This window comes from Pseudonocardia sp. ICBG1142, from assembly GCF_020496255.1.
Taxonomy (GTDB): Bacteria; Actinomycetota; Actinomycetes; order Mycobacteriales; family Pseudonocardiaceae; genus Pseudonocardia.
Window position 1 is genome coordinate 76,327 of record NZ_JAHLJC010000032.1, and the last position, 18,999, is coordinate 95,325.

The 18,999-nt window shown below is 73.2% G+C and carries 18 protein-coding genes and 2 tRNA genes; 11 read left to right on the forward strand and 9 right to left on the reverse strand.

Annotated features, from left to right (window positions below):
• Positions 1 to 15: 15 nt before the first annotated feature.
• Positions 16 to 1,188 carry an acyl-CoA dehydrogenase family protein gene (locus KPL59_RS30680; protein WP_020621781.1) on the reverse strand — a complete coding sequence of 391 codons (1,173 nt, stop codon included), beginning with the start codon at positions 1,186 to 1,188 and terminating at the stop codon, positions 16 to 18.
• 125 nt (positions 1,189 to 1,313) lie between these two features.
• Between KPL59_RS30680 and KPL59_RS30685 the strand changes: the two genes are divergently transcribed.
• Both KPL59_RS30685 and KPL59_RS30690 read left to right on the forward strand, forming a co-directional pair.
• Complete coding sequence (locus KPL59_RS30685; RefSeq protein ID WP_020621780.1) at positions 1,314 to 1,556, forward strand: hypothetical protein; 243 nt, start codon at positions 1,314 to 1,316, stop codon at positions 1,554 to 1,556.
• 7 nt (positions 1,557 to 1,563) lie between these two features.
• Complete coding sequence (locus KPL59_RS30690) at positions 1,564 to 1,956, forward strand: hypothetical protein (protein ID WP_020621779.1); 393 nt, start codon at positions 1,564 to 1,566, stop codon at positions 1,954 to 1,956.
• A gap of 6 nt (positions 1,957 to 1,962) precedes the next feature.
• On the opposite strand, the gene KPL59_RS30695 is transcribed toward KPL59_RS30690, so the two are convergent.
• Together KPL59_RS30695 and soxR are read right to left on the reverse strand one after the other, a co-directional pair.
• On the reverse strand, positions 1,963 to 2,727 hold the full coding sequence (locus KPL59_RS30695; RefSeq protein ID WP_226362910.1) for a tyrosine-protein phosphatase: 765 nt from the start codon (positions 2,725 to 2,727) through the stop codon (positions 1,963 to 1,965).
• Between the two features lie 52 nt (positions 2,728 to 2,779).
• The gene (gene soxR / locus KPL59_RS30700; RefSeq protein ID WP_020621777.1) at positions 2,780 to 3,250 is read right to left on the reverse strand and encodes a redox-sensitive transcriptional activator SoxR; all 471 of its coding nucleotides are present in this window, start codon (positions 3,248 to 3,250) and stop codon (positions 2,780 to 2,782) included.
• 439 nt (positions 3,251 to 3,689) lie between these two features.
• Between soxR and KPL59_RS37285 the strand changes: the two genes are divergently transcribed.
• On the forward strand, positions 3,690 to 4,526 hold the full coding sequence (locus KPL59_RS37285; RefSeq protein WP_226362911.1) for a transglycosylase SLT domain-containing protein: 837 nt from the start codon (positions 3,690 to 3,692) through the stop codon (positions 4,524 to 4,526).
• A 118-nt stretch (positions 4,527 to 4,644) separates the two neighbouring features.
• Positions 4,645 to 6,690, forward strand: coding sequence for an acyltransferase family protein (locus tag KPL59_RS30710; RefSeq protein ID WP_226362912.1), 2,046 nt, complete (start codon positions 4,645 to 4,647; stop codon positions 6,688 to 6,690).
• A 3-nt stretch (positions 6,691 to 6,693) separates the two neighbouring features.
• On the opposite strand, the gene KPL59_RS30715 is transcribed toward KPL59_RS30710, so the two are convergent.
• Positions 6,694 to 6,921 (reverse strand): RNA-binding S4 domain-containing protein, encoded by a 228-nt coding sequence (locus KPL59_RS30715; RefSeq protein WP_020621772.1) that lies wholly within the window; start codon positions 6,919 to 6,921, stop codon positions 6,694 to 6,696.
• Positions 6,922 to 6,954: 33 nt separating this feature from the next.
• On the opposite strand from KPL59_RS30715, the gene KPL59_RS30720 reads away from it, so the two are divergent.
• Positions 6,955 to 7,557: a class I SAM-dependent methyltransferase gene (locus tag KPL59_RS30720; protein WP_226362913.1), complete on the forward strand. Its 603-nt coding sequence runs from the start codon at positions 6,955 to 6,957 to the stop codon at positions 7,555 to 7,557.
• Here KPL59_RS30720 and KPL59_RS30725 read toward each other — a convergent pair.
• The gene (locus KPL59_RS30725; protein WP_226362914.1) at positions 7,524 to 8,126 is read right to left on the reverse strand and encodes a TetR/AcrR family transcriptional regulator; all 603 of its coding nucleotides are present in this window, start codon (positions 8,124 to 8,126) and stop codon (positions 7,524 to 7,526) included. The genes KPL59_RS30720 and KPL59_RS30725 overlap by 34 nt on opposite strands.
• A gap of 88 nt (positions 8,127 to 8,214) precedes the next feature.
• Between KPL59_RS30725 and KPL59_RS30730 the strand changes: the two genes are divergently transcribed.
• The gene (locus tag KPL59_RS30730; RefSeq protein ID WP_226362915.1) at positions 8,215 to 8,793 is read left to right on the forward strand and encodes a dihydrofolate reductase family protein; all 579 of its coding nucleotides are present in this window, start codon (positions 8,215 to 8,217) and stop codon (positions 8,791 to 8,793) included.
• 42 nt (positions 8,794 to 8,835) lie between these two features.
• On the opposite strand, the gene KPL59_RS30735 is transcribed toward KPL59_RS30730, so the two are convergent.
• The 3 genes from KPL59_RS30735 to KPL59_RS30745 form a co-directional block, all read right to left on the reverse strand.
• Positions 8,836 to 8,912, reverse strand: a tRNA-Met gene (locus tag KPL59_RS30735).
• 145 nt (positions 8,913 to 9,057) lie between these two features.
• Positions 9,058 to 9,134 (reverse strand) — tRNA-Met (locus KPL59_RS30740).
• A 104-nt stretch (positions 9,135 to 9,238) separates the two neighbouring features.
• A complete protein-coding gene (locus tag KPL59_RS30745) occupies positions 9,239 to 12,160 on the reverse strand; it encodes a UPF0182 family protein (protein ID WP_226362916.1) in 2,922 nt (973 codons plus the stop codon).
• Between the two features lie 268 nt (positions 12,161 to 12,428).
• Between KPL59_RS30745 and KPL59_RS30750 the strand changes: the two genes are divergently transcribed.
• Both KPL59_RS30750 and KPL59_RS30755 read left to right on the forward strand, forming a co-directional pair.
• Complete coding sequence (locus tag KPL59_RS30750) at positions 12,429 to 13,433, forward strand: PDZ domain-containing protein (protein WP_226362917.1); 1,005 nt, start codon at positions 12,429 to 12,431, stop codon at positions 13,431 to 13,433.
• 96 nt (positions 13,434 to 13,529) lie between these two features.
• The gene (locus KPL59_RS30755) at positions 13,530 to 15,134 is read left to right on the forward strand and encodes a zinc-dependent metalloprotease (protein WP_226362918.1); all 1,605 of its coding nucleotides are present in this window, start codon (positions 13,530 to 13,532) and stop codon (positions 15,132 to 15,134) included.
• A 7-nt stretch (positions 15,135 to 15,141) separates the two neighbouring features.
• Here KPL59_RS30755 and KPL59_RS30760 read toward each other — a convergent pair whose 3' ends face one another.
• Positions 15,142 to 15,783 carry a M48 family metallopeptidase gene (locus tag KPL59_RS30760; protein WP_149662938.1) on the reverse strand — a complete coding sequence of 214 codons (642 nt, stop codon included), beginning with the start codon at positions 15,781 to 15,783 and terminating at the stop codon, positions 15,142 to 15,144.
• A 91-nt stretch (positions 15,784 to 15,874) separates the two neighbouring features.
• Between KPL59_RS30760 and KPL59_RS30765 the strand changes: the two genes are divergently transcribed.
• The 3 genes from KPL59_RS30765 to KPL59_RS30775 all read left to right on the forward strand — a co-directional run bounded on the left by KPL59_RS30765 (position 15,875) and on the right by KPL59_RS30775 (position 18,885).
• Complete coding sequence (locus tag KPL59_RS30765) at positions 15,875 to 16,825, forward strand: hypothetical protein (RefSeq protein ID WP_226362919.1); 951 nt, start codon at positions 15,875 to 15,877, stop codon at positions 16,823 to 16,825.
• Positions 16,822 to 18,153: an AarF/ABC1/UbiB kinase family protein gene (locus KPL59_RS30770; protein WP_226362920.1), complete on the forward strand. Its 1,332-nt coding sequence runs from the start codon at positions 16,822 to 16,824 to the stop codon at positions 18,151 to 18,153. Before KPL59_RS30765 ends, KPL59_RS30770 begins: the two co-directional genes overlap by 4 nt.
• Positions 18,154 to 18,468: 315 nt before the next feature.
• Positions 18,469 to 18,885 (forward strand): VOC family protein, encoded by a 417-nt coding sequence (locus KPL59_RS30775; RefSeq protein WP_226362921.1) that lies wholly within the window; start codon positions 18,469 to 18,471, stop codon positions 18,883 to 18,885.
• The last annotated feature ends 114 nt before the right edge of the window (positions 18,886 to 18,999 follow it).

Here is an 18,999-nt window from a genome sequence, read left to right on the forward strand (position 1 = left end):
GGCTCCTCCTGCGGATCAGCGGGGCAGGCCGAGCACGCGCTCGGCGGTGACGTTGCGCTGCACCTGGGACGAGCCGCCCCAGATCGTGACCGAGCGCGACCACATGGCCTGGGCGTGCAGCGGACGCAGGTCGGTGCCGTCGGGCAGGGCGTCCAGCGTGGCGTCCTCGCCGAGGATCCGGTCGTAGACCTCCCAGAGGTCCTGGAACGCCTCGGACCACTGCAGCTTGGTCATCGACGCCTCGAAGCCGAGGTCGCGGCCCTGCTCGACCTGGGTGAGCACGTGCATCGAGTGCAGCCTCAGGCACTCCAGCTCGGTCAGGACGCGGGCCAGGTCGTCGCGGATCACCGGGTCGTCGGCACGGCCCAGCTTCCGCGCGACGGCGGCGATCTCGTCGTACTGACGACGGAACTCGGTGTACTGGGAGATGCCGGACGCGCCGCGCTCGAAGGACAGCAGCAGCATCGCGGTGCGCCAGCCGTCGCCGATCTCGCCGAGGCAGTCGGTGACCGGGACGCGGGCGTCGTCGAAGAACACCTCGCCGAACTCGCTGGCCCCGCTCATCTGGCGCAGCGGCCGCGCGGTGACGCCGGGCTGGTTCATGTCGATCAGCAGCATCGAGATGCCGCGGTGCTTCTCCGACCCGGCCTCGGTGCGGACCAGGGTGAAGATCTTGTCGCCGTGCACGGCGTTGGTGGTCCAGACCTTCTGTCCGTTGACGACGAAGTCGTCGCCGTCGCGCACGCCCTTCGTGGACAGCGCGGCGAGGTCGGAGCCGGCGCCGGGCTCGGAGAAGCCCTGGCACCACACGACCTCGTTGCGCAGCAGCGGGCCGATGATCTCCTTCTTCTGCGCGTCGGTGCCGATCGCCATGACCGTCGGCGCGAGGAAGGTCAGGCCGAGCGGGTTGACCGTGCGCGGCGCCTGGGCGCGGACGGTCTCCTCGTCGTAGATGGCCTTCATGCCGGGGGTGCCGCCGCGACCGCCGTACTCGACGGGCCACTGGATGCCGGCGAACCCGGCGTCGGCCTTGTCCCGCTCCCAGTCGCGCCGCAGCCGGAAGCTCTCGGAGTCCTCCAGTGACTCCCAGAACCCGGGGCGGGTCCACTCGTCGGGGATGTGGGCGCGGAGCCAGGAGCGCAGTTCCTCGCGGAACTCCTCCTCGGCGGGGGTGAAGGTCAGGTCCATGGATGCACCCGTTCTGCGTGTGAGGTCGGCACTGTCCCGCCCCGGAGCCTTCCATACCCGCCGGTAACCTGCTTCCCACGGCGTGCCCGTGGCCGGTGGCGGTATGCGCGGAGTACCATTCCGGTATGCGCAGCGAGCGGGTGACGGTCACGCTGCCGGCCGAGCTGGTGGCAGAGGCGAGGGACGCGGTGTCCCGCGGATCGGCGGCGAGCCTGTCCGCCTACGTGGCGGAAGCCGTGCAGGCACGGCAGGACCGGGACCGTTCCCTGGCCACCCTCGCGGACCTCTACGGCGGTCCCCCGCCGGCCGACGAGCTGGATGCCGCGCGCCGTTCGCTGCGCCCGGTTCCGCCCGTGGCCGTCGGCTGAGCCCGCGATGATCGGCGGACGCGTCCTCGATGCCTCGGCTCTGGCGGCCTTCGCGACCGGTCGCCCCGTCTACATGCGCGCCCTGGTCTGGGCCGCGGTGGAGGAGAACATCGTGCTCGCGGTGCCCAGCGCCGCCCTCGGCCGCGCCTGGTCGATGGTCGACGCCGAGCACCACGCCGCGTTGCAGGTCCTGCTGGGCCTGCCGAACACCGTGATCCACGAACTCTCCCCGGAGAGCGCCCAGGAGGCCGGGCTGCTGCTCGCCTCCCAGGGGCTCGACGACATCGTGACCGGCCAGGTCGTCACCGCCGCCCGGCGCCGGGGCTGGCCCGCGGTGACCGGGGACCCGGGGTCGCTGCGCAAGCTCGACCCGATGGTGCCGATCGAGGAGCTGCCCTGAGGGTGCTCAGGCACTCTCCTCGCGCAGCCGGGCCCGCAGGCGCGCCAGCTCGTCGTCGGTGAGGCCGTTCTCCCGCAGCCAGCCGACCGGGCCGCCGTGGCGCTCGTCGAGCAGCCGCAGGAACTCGGCCATGACCTCCGCCCGCGGGCGGTGCCGGTCGAGCTCGTCGGCGGGCGGCATGGGCTCCCCGGAGGCGGTCGTCCACTTCTCGAACAGGGCGTCGATCCGGGTCGCGGACAGCGCGTAGTCGGCGGTGATCTCCTCCCGCGGCACCCCGACCGCGGCGCACACCAGCGCGACGAGCACCCCGGTGCGGTCCTTGCCCGCGGCACAGTGGACGACGGTCGTGCCGGAGTCCAGGGCCGCGATCCGGCGGACCCCGTCGACGACGTACTCCCCCCGGCCCTCCAGGTAGGCGAGGTAGTGGCCGAGCATCGGGTCGAGCGCCGCGTGGGCGTCCCCGGTCTCCGGCAGCGCGATGCCGGTCTCGGGGATGAAGCTGAGCCGGTGCACCGGCACCCCGGCGTCGGCGAGCGCACCGAGGCCGTAGGTCGTGCGCTCGCGGTCGGTGCGCAGGTCCAGCACCTGGACCACGCCCAGCTCGTCGGTGAGGTACGCGACGGCGGCCGGGCCCAGCCCCTCCAGGGACTCGGTGCGCAGCAGGACGCCGGTGCGGACGCGGCCCCCGCCGTCGAGCGGGAGGCCGCCGACGTCACGGGCGTTGGCGAGTCCGTCGACGGTCAACCAGCGGTCCGGTACGAGATCGGTCACGACCCCAGGTTAGGCAGCCCGGCCCGCCACGGCAGCGGTCGCGACCCAGGGTTCACCGGCCGTGCACCGGCGGGCGACGCAGCGCGGCGGGCAGCGTCCGGGCGCCGTCGCCGTACGCGGCGGCGGCGTCGTCGGGGTTGACCAGACGGCAGGTCGTCATCGACAGGCAGCCGCAGCCGATGCAGCCGTCGAGGCCGTCGCGCAGGGCGGTCAGTGCCTCGATCTGCTCGTCGAGCCTGCCGCGCCAGGACCGCGACAGCCGCGCCCAGTCCGACCGGGTCGGTGTGCGGTCGGCGGGGAGCGCGTCGAGGGCGGTACGGACCTCCTCCAGCCCGATCCCGATGGACCGGGCCGCCCGGACGAACGCGAGCCTGCGCAGCACACTGCGCCGGTAGCGGCGCTGGTTGCCCGAGGTCCGGGTCGCGGAGATCAGCCCCTCGCGCTCGTAGTAGCGCAGCGCCGAGTGCGGGAACCCGCTGCGCTCGACGATCTCCCCGATGGTCAACAGGTCACCCGTGTCCATCCCCGTCCCCCGTCCGCCACCCCGCCGCGGCCGTCCCCGCGCGCCGCTCCGCGCACGGGGACGGCCCGTGAAAACCTTGAGCCAACTCTAGTATTGCGCCGTTCGTCGCCCGCCCGCCACCTGCGGAGACCACCGTCCGTCGGCCGGGTTGCACCGTCCATCGGGTTGCCTCGCGCACACGCTCAAGATCACGAAACCGGTGAACGGTGCCTGTCGCGCGGCGACCGACAACCCCGGTGCTGGACCCCCGGGGCGGGGGCCTCTACGGTTGTCCCCAGTCATCACGGCCCGATCACGAGCGGGCTGGAGCCGGACTCCCCGACCGGCTCACCCGGGACCCCCGACCCGGCCGTTCGTGCGCGGTGCCGTCCGTGATCTGAAAGGCGTTTCCTTGACCGGACACCGCTCCCCCGGTGGCCACCACGGGTTCCCCCGATCCGTGGCGACCACACCCGCAGCAACGGCCGCTGCGCCGTCCCTCCGCTCGCCGCGGCACGGCGGCCCCGCGCACGACGCGCGCCGTGCGGGCACCCGCACGGCCGCCACCGGCGCCGCGTTCGGTGTGCTCGCCTCCGGTGCGTTCGCCGCGATCGTCCCGACCACTCTGGACGGGACCTCCGCGCAGGCCGACGCCGAGGAGGGCGGCACCACCGCCGCGACGACGCTGGCCGCGTACTCCGCGAACATCCCGTCCGCCACGAAGGCCACCGACGGCTCGACCTCCGGCTTCTTCAGCCCGGTCTCCTTCGCCCAGCCGTCCGCCGCGTCGGGCGCGCTGCAGTCCGCGGCCCCCGCCAGCGACGCCGACCTCGCGTCGCTGGGCAAGGCGCACGAGATCGCGACGAAGATCGCCGCCGAGCACGCCAAGGCCGCCGCGGCCGAGCAGGCGCGCGCAGCCGAGAAGGCCCGGATCGACGCGATCGTCGCCAAGGGCGGGCTGGACGGCTGGATCGCCGAGGCCCTGGACCACATGGGGCTGTCCCAGTCCTACGCGGCCGGGCTCAAGCGGATCATCCTCAAGGAGTCCAACGGCAACCCCAACGCCATCAACAACTGGGACTCCAACGCCGCGGCCGGCAACCCGTCCGAGGGCCTCATGCAGGTCATCCCCTCGACGTTCGCGGCCTACGTGCACCCGGACTTCGCGGACCGGTCGATCACCGACCCGATCGCGAACATCACCGCCGGCGTCCGCTACATGATCGACCGCTACGGCATCGACACCCTCGACGCGGGTGGCCGGGTCGGCAGCCACGGCGGATACATCGGATACTGAGCGACACCCTGACCCATGACGGCGGTCACCGGGGGAACCCGGTGACCGCCGTCGTCGTTGAGCGGCCGGAACGTAAACTTTCCTTTACCCGACCGTGCCGAACGAGGAGCTGCCACTCGTGACGTCTCCCGGTGGAGCACCCGCCGCCCGCACCGGAACGACCGCCGGCGGTGCCACGCGTTCCCGGTTCCGTCCGGAGCTGCAGGGCCTGCGCGCCCTGGCGGTGCTGCTGGTGGTCGTCTACCACGTCTGGGTCGGCCGGGTCTCCGGCGGCGTCGACGTGTTCTTCCTGATCACCGGCTTCCTCATCACCGGTGGCCTGTACCGCGCCGCGGCGCGGGGCGGGATCGACGTGCTCGCCACCTGGCGACGGCAGTTCTCCCGGCTCCTGCCGGCGATGACGGTGGTCCTGACCGCGGGTGTGGTGGCCGGGTTCTGGCTGCTGCCGGAGAACCGGTGGATGCCGACCGTCCGGGAGACGGTCGCGTCGCTGCTGTTCCTGCAGAACTGGGAGCTGGCGCACAACTCGGTCGACTACGCGGCCCGCGACAACGCGGCGAGCATCGTCCAGCACTTCTGGTCGCTGTCCATCCAGGGCCAGTTCTACCTGCTCGCGCCGCTGGTCGTGGCCGGCGTCGCGATCGCGACCCGGCGGGACGGGGCCGACCTGCACCGGCGGCTCACCGGCACGCTGCTCGCCGTCGGCGGGGCCTCGTTCGCGTACTCGGTGTACCTGACGCTGGTGAACCAGCCGCTGGCCTACTTCCACTCCGCGACGCGGATCTGGGAGTTCGCGCTCGGTGGGCTGCTGGCGCTGTGGATCTCCCGGATCGAGGACCGGCCGGAGCTGACCCCCGGCACCCGCGCCGTGCTCGGCTGGGGCGGCGTGGTCGCGCTGGTCTCCTGCGGGATCCTGCTGCAGGTGGACCGCGCGTTCCCCGGCTGGGCCGCGCTCTGGCCGACGCTGGCCGCGGCGATGGTGCTGGTCGCCGGGCGGTCCGGGCACCGGTTCGGCGTCGACCACCTGCTGTCGGGACGGGTGCTGCGCACGATCGGCGACCTCTCGTTCCCGCTGTACCTGTGGCACTGGCCGATCCTGACGCTCACGCTGGTGCGCACCGGGCAGGACCGGCTGGACCTGGAGCAGGGCGCCGGCGTGATCGCGGTGTCGTTCGTGCTGGCCTGGCTGACCCACCGGTTCGTCGAGCAGCGGGTCGCCGCGCTCGACGTACGCCGCGCGCTGCGCACCGGCGGGGTGCTGGCGCTGACGGTGCTCGTCGCCGCGGGGTCCTGGTACGGGCTGGCCACCGCGCGGGCGTCGACGCCGGTGCTGGCGGGCTCGCCGTCGCACCCGGGCGCGGGGGCGCTGTCCCCGCAGTTCGACCTCGCCTCGCTCGACCCGGCCGACGCCGAGCTGACCCCGTCGCTGGTGCAGGCGCCCGACGACTGGAGCTACCACGGCACCAGCTGGGACTGCGGGCCGTCCGAGCACGGCGCGGAGCTGGAGCTCTGCACGGTGCCCGCGCCGGCCCCGGAGACCTCGGAGCGGACGGTCGCCGTGGTCGGCGACTCGCACGCCCAGCAGTACGCCGCCGCGCTCGCGGTGATCGCCGAGCAGCGCAACTGGTCGATGGTGGGCATGTTCCGCGGGGCCTGCCCGATGTCGGTGCGCTCGGAGACCGTCGCCGACGACCAGGGCTGCACCGACTGGAACGCCGCGGTGCACGACCAGCTGGTCGAGATGCACCCCGACGCCGTCCTGACCCTCGCCAGCCGCGACGTCCGGCCCGGGCTGCACGAGCAGACCCCCGAGGGGTTCGTGCAGGCCTGGCAGCGGCTCGACGCGGCCGGGATCCCGGTCGTCGCGGTCCGCGACAACCCGCGGTTCGACTTCAACGTGGTCGACTGCGTCGCCACGCGGGGCCGGGGCGCACCGGACTGCGACGTCGACCGGCACGCGCTGTACCCGCCGTGGTCGGTGGTCCCGGGCGTCCCGCCGAACGTGGTGTTCGCCGACGTGTCCGACGACATCTGCGACCCGGCGCTCTGCCGCAGCGAGGTGGGCAACGTGCTCGTCTACATGGACGACAACCACCTGACCGCGACCTACGCCGAGACCCTCGCCCCCACACTGGCGACGGCGTTCGACCACCTCGGCTGGTGAGCCTCAGGCCGGGCGGAGGCTCCGCCCGGCCACCGAGACGACGTCGCCACGGCGGAGCTGGGCGCCACGACGGTGCTCCGGCGCCCCGTTGACCGTGACCTCGCCCGCCTCGAGGATCTCGCGGGCATCCGCGCCGTCCTCGGCCAGTCCGGCGAGCTTGAGGAACTGGCCGATCCGGATCGGCTCCTCACGGATGGGGACGTCCTCGGGGATCGGCTGTGGTGTCGGCATGCACCCAGTGTCCCCGCCGTAGCATCACCCGGCGTGGGTGACCACTACTTCAGCGCCACGCCGTCCGTCGCGAGCCACCGCGGGTCGGTCCGCCTGCACACCTCCGACGTGGATCTGTCGCTGGTGACCGACACCGGGGTGTTCTCGCACAGCCGCCTCGACCGCGGGACGAAGGTGCTGCTCGACACCGCGCCGATGCCGCCGGTCCGCGGGGCGCTGCTCGACGTCGGCTGCGGCTACGGCCCCATCGCGCTCACGCTGGCCAGTCGGCGCCGTCGGCTGCCCGTGTGGGCGGTGGACCTCAACGAGCGCGCGCTGGGCCTCACCCGGGAGAACGCCGAGGCGGCCGGGCTGGGCAACGTGACCGCCTGCCGGCCCGAGGAGGTTCCCGACGACGTGACCTTCGCCGGGATCTACTCCAACCCCCCGATCCGCTCGGGCAAGGCCGCGCTGCACGAGCTGCTGCTGCGCTGGCTCCCGCGGCTCCTCCCCGACGGGCGGGCCTACCTGGTGGTGGCGAAGAACCTGGGCTCGGACTCGCTGCAACGGTGGCTGAGCGACGAGCAGGGCTTCCCGACGACCCGGCTCGCCTCCGAGCGCGGCTACCGGGTGCTGGAGGTCGCACCGGCGCCCTGAGAGGGCGGGAGCAGACCGTCGACGAGCGCGTCGACGACGGCGTCGGTCGGGGTGTCCGGGTCGATGGACAGGGTCAGCCGGTCCAGGAGCAGGCCGTCGACCGCGTAGTGGAACAGCGCGATCTCCGCGGGCCCGCCGGGCAGCCCCGCGGCCCGGTTGTAGGCGACGTCGCCGGCGAACCCCGCGCGCAGCCACTCCCCCATGACCTCGGCGACCTCCGGCCGCCGGGCGGCCTCCAGGCGCAGCTCGAACAGCGCCAGCGTCACCTCGGGTTCGGCGCCGAGCCGGCGCACGACGTCGCGGATGTGGTCGGCGAACATCGCAGGCCCCGCCTCCCCCTCCCGCAGCCCGGCGACGGTCTCCGGGTCCGGCGCCAGCCGCTGCCCGATCCGGTCGGCCAGCGCACGGACGAGCTCGGCGCGGGTCCGGAAGTAGTTCGACGCCGTGCCGGTCGGGACACCGGCCTCCCGGTCCAGCGCGCGGTGGGTCAGCCCCCGGGCGCCCTCGCGGGCCAGCACGGCCAGCCCGGCGTCGGCCAGCCGCTGCCTGCGGTCGTCGTTGCGTGCCATACGGGCACCGTAGACGAACCACGACGCCTGTTGTACTTTCGATCAACCACGACAGCAGTCGTGGTTGATCGACCCCGGAGGTCTGCCCGTGCGTGAGCTCGTCTACTACGTCGCGGTTTCGCTCGACGGCCGCATCGCGGCCCCCGACGACACCTTCGACGCCTTCCCGCAGACCGGCGACCACATCGACATGATCCTGCGCGACTGGACCGACACGATCCCGGCCGTCGGGCTGGAGATGCTCGGGCTGACCGCGGACAACACCCGCTTCGACACCGTACTGATGGGGTGGAACACCTATGCCGCAGGCCTGTCGGTCACCGTCGACCCGTATCCGCACCTGGAGCAGTACGTCCTGTCCCGCAGCCGCCCCGCCGACGCGGTGCCCGCCGGGATCACCCTGACCGGGCGCGACCCGGTGGAGCTGGTCCGCGAGCTGAGGCGCCGCGACGGCGCCGACATCTGGCTCTGCGGGGGCGGGCGACTCGCGACCGCGCTGGCGGGCGAGATCGACCGGCTGGTGCTCAAGGTGAACCCGGTCGTCCTCGGAGCGGGCAAGTCCCTGTTCGACGACGCCGGCGGGTACCACCCGCGGTCCTGGGAGCTGGTGCGGTCGACGCCGTACCGCTCGGGCGTGGTCGTCGCCGAGTACGCGCGGACCCCCTGACAGGACGAAGGCCCCCGGGGTGTCCCCGGGGGCCTTCGTGAGTGGTAGCGGGGGCAGGATTCGAACCTGCGACCTCTGGGTTATGAGCCCAGCGAGCTACCGAGCTGCTCCACCCCGCGCCGTCCGGGACCGCGTGCGATCCCGTCTGTGTTGTGTCCCCACCGTACACCGGACGCTCATCGGCCCCTCGGGGGGGTCGGTTCCGGTGTCCGGGGACCTCGCAACGACGAAGGCCCCCGAGGTGTCCTCGGGGGCCTTCGTGAGTGGTAGCGGGGGCAGGATTCGAACCTGCGACCTCTGGGTTATGAGCCCAGCGAGCTACCGAGCTGCTCCACCCCGCGCCGAACGGAACCGCGTGCATTCCGTCTGTGTTGTAGGCACAACCCTACACACCGGGCCGGACCCCACCCGCAGGGGGGTCCGGCCCGACGAGGACCAGCCGCGATCAGCCGCCGGCGCTCTGGAACGCCGCGACCGCACGGTCCAGCGCCGCCAGCGCCTCGCCCTGCTTGGCGAAGTCACCGGACCGCTGGGCCGCCTTGAGGTCGTTCAACGCCGTGCGGATCTGCTGCGCCGCGGTCGCCTGCGCCGCGTTGGGCGCCGCCGGGGTCTGGGCACCCTGACCGTTCGGCGTGGTCGGGGTCGTGGGCGTCGTCGGCCGGCCGGGCTGCCCGGTCGTCGGGGCGGTTCCGCCCGCGGCGGCACCGGCGCCGGCGCCGAACACCTCGTCGAGAGCCCGGGACAGGCTCGCGTCGTAGCCGAGCCGGTCGCCGTAGAACACCAGGACGCGGGCCAGCTGCGGGTAGGTCGAGTTGTCCTGCCCGCCCGCACGCTCGATGTAGACCGGCTCGACGTAGAGCAGACCACCGGCCACCGGCAGCGTCAGCAGGTTGCCGTAGTCGATCGTGGTCTGGTTCTGCCGTAGCAGGTTCAGCTCCGACGACACCTCGGGCGAGCCGAGGAACCGGGCCTGGACCTGCTGCGGGCCGAGCGTCTGGGTCTCGTTCGGCAGCTGCAGCACGGTCAGCTTCCCGTAGGTGTCGGGGTCCGAGCTGGCCGAGACGTAGGAGGCGAGGAACTGCCGCCGCAGGCTGACCAGCGCACTGGTCAGCTGGAACGACGCGCCCTCCTGCCCCGGCAGCCCCGCGTAGATGTAGTACGGCGGCTGCGCGTCCTGGCTGCCGCCGTTGCCGCCCTGCACGGTCGGGTCGGACGGGACGTCCCAGAACGACACGGTGGAGAAGAACTCGTTCGGGTCGTCGACGTGGTAGCGGGTCAGCAGCTCACGCTGGACCTTGAACTGGTCCTCCGGGTAGCGCAGGTGGGCCTGCAGGTCCGGGGTGATCGCCGAGCGCGGCTCGACCGTGCCCGGGAACGCCTTCTCCCAGGTCTGCAGCACCGGGTCGGTCTCGTCGAAGGCGTAGAGCTTCACGGTGCCGTCGTAGGCGTCGACGGTGGCCTTCACCGAGTTGCGCAGGTAGCTGATCGTGTCGTTCGGCAGCTGCTGGCCGTTCGGCCCGAGCCGCGAGTCCGACGTGGCGTCACCCAGCTGCACGCGCTCGGCGTAGGGGAAGTTCTGCAGCGTGGTGTAGCCGTCGATGATCCACTGCACCCGCCCGTCGACGACGGCCGGATACGGGTCGTTGTCCAGCGTCAGCCACGGGGCCACCGCCTGCACGCGGTCCCGCGGGTTCCGGACGTACATGATCTTCGAGTCGGCGTTGATCGAGTTGTTGAACAGGATGTTCCGCTCGCCGTAGGCCAGCGCGAACACCGTGCGGTTGAACAGCCCGCCGATCGGGACGCCGCCGGCCCCGGTGTAGGTGTACTGCGACTCGTCGGAGTCGTACTCCCGCGGCGGGGTGCCCGGCTCGGCGCCGACGATCGAGTACTGGTTGTCGAGCAGCTCGCCGTAGTAGATGCGGGGCTGCTGGACGGGCACGAAGCCCTGCTGCTGGGTGTCGGAGACCTGGAAGTTCGGCAGGCCGCCGGAGCCGCCCGCGTCCTCCAGCGCCTCGTTCACCTGGTTCGCCGGCGCGGCCACGATCCCGTTGCCGTGGGTGTAGACCAGGTGCCGGTTGATCCAGTCCTGCTGGTTGTTGACCAGGCCGTTGGCGTTCATCTCGCGCGCCGCGACGATGTAGTCGCGGGTCTGGCCGCCGACGGTGTAGCGGTCGATGTCCAGGTTGGGCGAGAACCCGTAGAAGTTCCGTCGCTGCTGGAGCTGGGTGAACGTGCGGTTGAGCTTGCCCGGATCGAGCAGCCGGATGTTGGGGATGGTGTCGGTGTCGGCCCGGACCTGGGCCGGTGTGGCCTCCGACGTGCCCGCGTAGGGCGTGATGTCGACCTTGTCCGGCCCGATGCCGAACGCGTCCCGCGTCGCCGCGATGTTGCGTTCGATCGACGGGGCCTCGTTGACGTTCGCGTTGGGCGCGACGACGAACTGCTGCAGCACCAGCGGGAACGCCGTTCCGACCAGGATCGAGGACACGACGAGCATGACCACGGCGACGGCCGGGATCTGCAGGTTCTGGCGGAACGCCGCGACGAAGAACGCCAGCGCACAGATCACCGCGATGACCAGCAGGATCAGCTTGGCGGGCAGGACCGCGTTGAGGTCGGTGTAGGTGGCGCCGTAGAACGTCTGCGCGTTCCGGTTGGACCACAGCAGGTCGTAGCGGTCGAACCAGTAGGCGACGGCCTTGAGCAGCACGAACACCCCGGCGAGCACGGCGAGCTGGGCCCGCGCGGCGGTGGAGACGAAGCCGGAGCGGCCCGACAGCCGGATGCCACCGAAGATGTAGTGGGTCACCAGCGCGAGCACGAAGCAGATCGCGACGGCGACGAACAGCCAGTTCAGGCTCATCCGCAGGAACGGCAGGGTGAAGGCGTAGAACCCGATGTCGTTGCCGAACTCGGGATCGGCCCGGCCGAACGGGGTGCCGTGCAGGAACATCTGCACGGTCTCCCACTGCGCCGGCGCCGCGAGACCGGCGATCAGCCCGATCACGACCGGCACGCCGACGGCGAACAGGCGCAGGCGCTGGATGATCGTGGTCCGGTAGCGCGCGACCGGGTCCTCGGGGCCGGACACCGGCACGAAGACCGGGCGGTACCGGTAGGCCAGCCACAGCGTCAGCGCGACCAGACCACCCACCACCAGGGCCACGACCCCGAAGAGCACGATCTGGGTGAACAGCCGGGTGAGCTGGACGCTCCGGAAACCGACCTCGCCGAACCACAGGTAGTCGACGTAGAAGTTCAGCAGCCGCGAGCCACCGAGCAGAAGCACTACGAGGACGCCCGCGGCGACCAGCAGGATCCGGGTTCGGCGGGTCAGCGACGGCGCTCCCACAGGGGGCCGCATGGACGACACGGGCACACTCCACAGTTCGGGTACGACACGTGGAGAGCGCGGCCGGCTGGGGTGACGGCACGGTTCTCCGAGGGCAACTGTACGGAGGTTCGGTGAAGTCGCCGTCGGGTCCCGGCGTGTCGGGACGAAAACGACACATCGGGCAGCTCGGCACCGGCACCCCGGCCCGCATCGTCGCAGGACGGACCGGGGTCGGGCGCACCCCCGCCGTCGCACGATCGTAGGGTTCCGTCCCGTGGGCGTTCGATCTTCGACGTGGGTGACCGCGGTCCTCGTGCTGCTGGCCCTCACCGCGGTCGGGACGGTGGTCCCCGCGCCGGTCGTCGCCCTCGGGCCCGGGCCCACGTTCGACACCCTCGGCGAGGTGGACGGCACGCCCGTGGTGTCGGCGGAGGGGCTGCCGACCTACCCGACGACCGGGCACCTGAACATGACCACCGTCGGCGTCACCGACGGGATCTCGACGCTGCGGGCCCTGGGCATGTGGGCCTCGGGCACCTACCGGCTCGCACCGCGCTGGTCGCTGTACCCGCCCGGCGAGTCCACCGAGCAGGTCACGCAGGCCAACCAGCAGGAGTTCGACGGCTCGATCGCGAACGCCGAGGCCGCGGCGCTGAACCACCTCCACCTGCCGACCCGGGTCACGGTCGGCGCGCTGACCCCCGGCTCGCCGTCGGCGGGGGTGCTGGAGCCGGGCGACGAGATCCGCGCCGTCGGCGCGACCCCGGTGACCTCGGTCCAGGGGCTGCTCGACGCGATGGGTGCCGCGCGCCCCGGGGAGCCGGTCACCCTCACGATCCGGCGCGGGGACGCCGCGCCGCGCCGGGTCACCGTCACCCCGGCCGCCCACCCGGACGACCCGGCGCGGGCCTTCCTGGGCATCACCCCGGCCACCTCCCCCGCCGAGGGGCAGAAGCTGACCATCTCCCTGGGCGACGTCGGCGGCCCCTCGGCCGGCCTCATGTTCAGTCTGGCGCTGGTCGACAAGCTGACCCCGGGCCCGCTGACCGGCGGCCGGTTCGTCGCCGGCACCGGCACCATCGACGCGGAGGGCCGGGTGGGCCCGATCAGCGGCATCCGGTTCAAGATGCTGAAGGCCCGCGAGGTCGGTGCGCAGACGTTCCTGGTGCCGGCCGCGAACTGCGCCGAGGCCGCCGAGGACGCACCCGACGGACTGCAGCTGGTGCGGGTCGGGACCCTCGACGAGGCGGTCGGGGCGCTGACCACCCTCGACACCGGCGGTACGCCCGCCGGATGCTCCTAGTTCCCCGGTCCGCCCGCAGCGAACACGGCCCCACCAGGCCCGATCCACCGGCCGTGGGGCGGCGACCACCCCCCGGCCCCGCGTACGGTGGACGCTATGAGCGACGTCCCCTTCGGCTTCGGCCCCGCCGACCGTGACCCCGACCGCGAGCCCGGCGACCAGCCCGACTCGGGTTCCGGCGACGCCTCCGGCAAGGACGGGGGTGCGTCGGGCACGGGTGGGAAGGGTGAGCCCGAGGGCCCGAAGGACCCGTTCGGCTTCGGGTCGCACCCGCAGTCCGACGACCCCTCGGGGCCGTCCGGCGGCGCGGGCCAGAACCCGTTCGCGGCCTTCGGCATGGGCGGGCTCCCCGGCATGCCGGGCATGCCCGGCGGCGGCCAGTTCGACATGAGCCAGCTCGGCCAGATGCTGTCCCAGCTCGGCCAGATGCTCTCCAGCAGCGGCTCGGGCGACGGCGGGCCCGTCGACTACGACCTCGCCGCCCAGATCGCCACCCAGCAGCTCGCGCAGTCGACGTCGTCGCTCACCGACGCCCAGCGCAGCGGGGTCGCCGAGGCCGTGAAGCTCGCGGAGCTGTGGCTCGACCCGGCGACGTCGTTCCCCTCTTCCGGCGGCGAGGTGAAGGCCTGGACGCCCTCGGACTGGGTGCGGGCCGGGATGCCGACCTGGAAGCGGCTCTGCGACCCGGTGGCGACGCGGCTGTCCTCGGCCTGGGTCGATGGTCTGCCCGAGGAGGTCCGCGGCGCGGCCGGCCCGATGCTGGGGATGCTCGGCAAGATGGGCGGGATGGCGTTCGGCAGCCAGCTGGGCCAGGGCCTGGCCCAGCTCGGCAAGGAAGTGCTGACCTCCACCGACCTCGGCATCCCGGTCGGCCCGGAGCGCACGTCGGCCCTGCTGCCCGAGGCCGTCGCCCGGTTCACCGAGGGCCTGGACCGCCCGGCCGGCGAGGTCACGCTCTTCCTCGCCGCGCGCGAGGCCGCCCACCAGCGGCTGTTCACCCACGTGCACTGGCTGCGCGAGCGGCTGCTCGGCGCCGTCGAGGAGTACGCCCGCGGCATCACCGTGGACACCTCACGGATCGAGGAGCTCGCCCGCGGGATCGACCCGTCGAACCCGGAGTCGATCCAGGAGGCCATGCAGTCCGGCATGTTCGAGCCGGAGGACACCCCGGCGCAGAAGGCGGCGCTGGCCCGGCTCGAGACCCTGCTCGCCCTGATCGAGGGCTGGGTGGACACCGTCGTCGCCGAGGCCCTGTCCGAGCGACTGCCCGGGGCCGAGGCGATGCGCGAGACGATGCGTCGCCGTCGCGCCTCGGGCGGACCCGCGGAGCAGGCGTTCGCGACGATCGTCGGGCTGGAGCTGCGGCCGCGGAAGCTGCGGGCCGCGGCGGACCTGTGGAAGCTCCTGGGCGCCGAGCGCGGCGTCGAGGGTCGCGACGCCGTCTGGGCGCACCCCGACCTGATCCCGTCGGCCGACGACCTGGACGACCCGGCCGCCTTCGTGCGCGGCGGTACGGCCGGCGGGGCCGTCCCGGACGACCCGATCGCCGAGCTGGAGCGCCAGATGGCGGCCGACGCGGAGAAGGACGCGGAGAACGACGCGGACAAGAGGGCCGAGGCGTCCGGGCCGTCGGAGAAGCCCTCCTCGGAGGACACCGACGGCACCGACGGCGAGGACGGGCCGGGCCGGTCGGGCTCCTGAGCCCGGCTCAGGTCCCGGTCGCGCGGACCGGCTCCACCCCGGGGCCGGTCCCGCCGAACCCGCCGACCTCTCCGTCCGCGTCGGCGGACCCGTCGGTCTCGTCGGCGGTGGCGGGGTCGCCGTCGACACCACTGATGCCGAGTTCGGCGGCGGCGTTGAGGCCCTCCAGGTAGCCGATGGCCCGCTCGGTGCGCGGGTAGCGGCGCACCCAGGACCAGAAGACGTCGTCGTGCGCGGCGGACAGCAGGTGGGCCAGCTCGTGCACCAGCACGTAGTCGACGACCCAGCCCGGTGCGTCCCGCAGGCGTTCGCTGATCCGGATGGTGGCGTCGTCGGGGGTGCAGGATGCCCAGCGCGTGCGCATCACCGGCACCCACCGGATCGACGACGGCCGCGCCCGCCCCTCCAGCCAGCGCTTCGACAGCTCCTGGCCGCGGCGCATCAGGGCCTCGTCGTTGTCGCGGCCCGGTGAGCGGCGACGTGCCTCGCTCGCCTCGACCCGCTTCACCATCTCCGCGACCCAGTCGCGTTCCTGCTCGGCGGACATCCAGCCCGGGATGAACACGACGAGCCGCTCCCCCTCCCGTCGGGCACTGACCATGCGCTTCCGGCGGGCGCTGCGTCGGACCTCTACCGGGGGACTCGCCATGGCTCCAGGGTAGGCCGCCGCGGTTCGCGGGTGCGAACGGCGCGGACGCGTTCCGGCCCCGTCGCCACGCGGACCGGGCACCGTGGCCCGGGTGACCGGACTGCCCCCACGGCTCGCGCTCGCCGCCCACCTCGCCGTCCTCCCCGCCGGGCCGCGGGCCCGCCGGATCGGGTCCGGTCCACCGCGCGCCCGGCTGCTGGAGGAGCTGTCCCCCGCCGCCGTCGCCGCACTGGACCGGCTCGTCGACGGGCCGTGTGCGACCGGTGCGCTCACCCGGGGCGACGACGAGGTCGCGGTGCTGCTCGCCGTCCTGTGGCGGGCGGGGCTGCTCGCCGACCCCGATGTCGAGGACCGGGTCCGGCGGCGCCGGGAGGGCACGCTCGTCGAGGTCCGGGGCGCGGACGCACTCGCCGTGGCGGTCGTCGCCGGGCTGGCCCGGGCCGGGATCGGACAGCTGTACCCGCAGGTCCACGGCGTGACGGGCGCCGACGACGTCCTGGCCGGGCTGCCGGTGGGGCCGGGCCGGGACCGCGAGGTCGAGCTACGTGCCTTCCTGCGCGACGCGGGCGTCGGCACCGATCCGCCCCGGCGGGTCCCCGCGGACCTGGTGGTGCTCGTCGGCGACGGACCGCTGCAGCCGGAGTCGCCGATGGAGCATCTGTTCGTGGCCCTGCGCGACGGCTGCGGCGCGGTCGGGCCGCTCGTCCTGCCCGGCCGGGGGCCGTGTCCCGACTGCGCCGGGGCGCCCGGCACGGCCGGGGTGCCGTCGTCGGCGGCACCGCACGTGCTGGTCGCGACGGCGGCGGTGGCGGTCGGTCAGGTGCTCGCCGCCGTCGACGGGCCGGTACGCGGCGGGGCGCCGCCCGCGTCGTGGGGCGCGGTGCTGGAGGTCGACGCGGAGGCGGCGACGGTCGTCACCCGACCGGGGTTCCGACGCCCCGGCTGCCCCTGCGGCACAGCGGCCGGGCCGGTACCGGACGGTGCGTCGGGGCCCACCGCGCCGTGCGGGACCACCCCGGCCGGGTGGACAATCATGGTGTGAGCGACATTCCCCGACGGACCGTCTCGCGCACCGCCAAGCTCGCCGGCCTCCCGCTCGGCGTCGCCGGACGTGCCGCGGCAGGATTCGGGCGCCGTCTCACCGGTGGTGACCGCGACGAGATCGCCGCCCAGCTCGCGGCCAAGAGCGCCGAGCAGCTGTTCGAGGTGCTCGGCGAGCTCAAGGGCGGAGCGATGAAGTTCGGGCAGGCGCTGAGCGTGTTCGAGGCGGCCGTACCCGACGAGTACGCCGAGCCCTACCGCGAGGCACTCACCAAGCTGCAGGCCGCGGCGCCGCCGATGCCCATGGCCGACGTCGACTACATGCTCACCCAGCAGTTCGGGCGGTCGTGGCGGTCCCGGTTCGCCGATTTCGACGAGACCCCTGCCGCCTCGGCCAGCATCGGCCAGGTGCACCGCGCGGTCTGGAAGCGCGACGGCCGCGAGGTCGCCGTCAAGGTGCAGTACCCCGGCGCCGAGGAGGCGCTGCGCTCGGACCTGCGCCAGCTCGGGCGGATGAGCCGCATCCTGCAGCCGCTGGTCCCCGGGATGGAGATCAAGCCGCTGGTCGCGGAGCTCAAGGACCGCATGGAGGAGGAGCTCGACTACCGCGACGAGGCCGCCTACCAGCGCGAGTTCGCCGCGTTCTACGAGGACGACCCGGACGTGAAGATCCCCCGCGTGGTCGGGTCCGCGCCCAAGGCCGTCATCACCGAGTGGGTGCAGGGCCGTCCGCTGGCCTCGATCATCCGTGACGGCACCCGCGAGGAGCGCGACCACGCGGGCAACCAGCTGGCCCGTTTCCACTACTCCGCGCCGGACCGCGCGCACCTGCTGCACGCCGACCCGCACCCCGGCAACTTCGGGATCCTCGACGACGGCCGCCTGCTCGTCCTCGACTTCGGTGCTGTCGCCCGGATGCCCGACGGCATGCCGCCCGAGCTGGTCACGATGACCAAGTACGCGCTCGAGAGGCGCAGCGGCGACCTGATGTCCCTGATGCGCTCGGCCGGGTTCGTCCGCGACGGCGCCCGGATCGAGTCCGACCAGATCCTCGGCTACCTCGCGCCCTTCACCGAACCGCTGGGGACCGAGGAGTTCCACTTCAGCCGCCGGTGGATCCAGCAGCAGGCCGAGCGGGTCGGTGACCTCCGCAGCCCGGAGGCGGCCATCGGCCGGTCGCTGAACCTGCCCCCGCGGTTCCTGCTGGTGCACCGGGTGACGATGGGGACCGTCGGCATCCTGTGCCAGCTCGACTCCCACGTGCGGCTGCGGGAGATCGTCGCCGAGTGGCAGCCGGAGATGTTCGAGCCGGACGCCCCGACGGGCTGACCCCTCCCCTCGCTCCACCGGTCCTCCGGGCAGGGGTGTGCTGTCGTCGCTTTGCTCTGCTCACCGATACGCAGCACTGCAGGTGAGCGCTGTTTCCGGGTTCGTCGCGGAGCCAGTGACGCCCGGTCGAGCGCGGCCCGCCCGGCCCGCCACCACTGCGCGCCCGCCGGGTTCTCCCGGCGCGTCGGCCAGGTGCCACCCCGACGACTCGGCATCCGGTTCACTCGGACCGGGCGGCTGCGCCATCACCCGATTGACATACCGATGGTATGCTGACTCTGCTCACATACCGACGGTACGCAAAGAGGGTGCACCGTGCTCCACAGCTGCTACCCGGTCCTCGCGACGGCCGACCTCCCGGCCGCCCGCGCGTTCTGGACCGGGCCGATGGGATTCGAGAGCGTCTTCGACGCCGACTGGTACGTCAGTCTTCGGCGCGGGCGCTTCGAGCTCGCCCTGCTCGACCGGGACCATCCGACGATCTCGGCGGCGTACCGCGGCCGGTCGGCCGGCGGGATGCTGGTGAACATGGAGGTCGACGACGTCGACGCCGAATGGGACCGCCTCGTCGTCCGCGGCGGCCTGGAGGCCCTCCTCCCGCTGCGGGACGAGGCCTTCGGACAACGGCACTTCATCGTCGCCGGGCCGGACGGGGTGCTGGTCGACGTGATCACCGAGATCGCCCCGTCGCCGGAGTTCGCCGACGCCTTCGCCGGCTCGCAGGCCCCCTGAGCTGCGGTGCTGCGTATCGGTGAGCAGAGCACAGCGACGAGCAGGCACCCTCCCACCCGCGGCACGGCAGGCCCCGGACACGACGGTGCCCCGCCCGGACGCAAGTCCGGACGG

What these genes read in the sequence shown, in the direction of transcription:
- KPL59_RS30715 (WP_020621772.1), bottom strand. Translation starts at nt 6,921, where the DNA reads ATGCCGACACCACAGCCGATCCCCGAGGACGTCCCCATCCGTGAGGAG.
- KPL59_RS30685 (WP_020621780.1), top strand. Translation starts at nt 1,314, where the DNA reads ATGCGCAGCGAGCGGGTGACGGTCACGCTGCCGGCCGAGCTGGTGGCA.
- KPL59_RS30760 (WP_149662938.1), bottom strand. Translation starts at nt 15,783, where the DNA reads ATGGCGAGTCCCCCGGTAGAGGTCCGACGCAGCGCCCGCCGGAAGCGC.
- soxR (WP_020621777.1), bottom strand. Translation starts at nt 3,250, where the DNA reads ATGGACACGGGTGACCTGTTGACCATCGGGGAGATCGTCGAGCGCAGC.
- KPL59_RS30725 (WP_226362914.1), bottom strand. Translation starts at nt 8,126, where the DNA reads ATGGCACGCAACGACGACCGCAGGCAGCGGCTGGCCGACGCCGGGCTG.
- KPL59_RS30745 (WP_226362916.1), bottom strand. Translation starts at nt 12,160, where the DNA reads ATGCGGCCCCCTGTGGGAGCGCCGTCGCTGACCCGCCGAACCCGGATC.
- KPL59_RS30680 (WP_020621781.1), bottom strand. Translation starts at nt 1,188, where the DNA reads ATGGACCTGACCTTCACCCCCGCCGAGGAGGAGTTCCGCGAGGAACTG.
- KPL59_RS30755 (WP_226362918.1), top strand. Translation starts at nt 13,530, where the DNA reads ATGAGCGACGTCCCCTTCGGCTTCGGCCCCGCCGACCGTGACCCCGAC.
- KPL59_RS30690 (WP_020621779.1), top strand. Translation starts at nt 1,564, where the DNA reads ATGATCGGCGGACGCGTCCTCGATGCCTCGGCTCTGGCGGCCTTCGCG.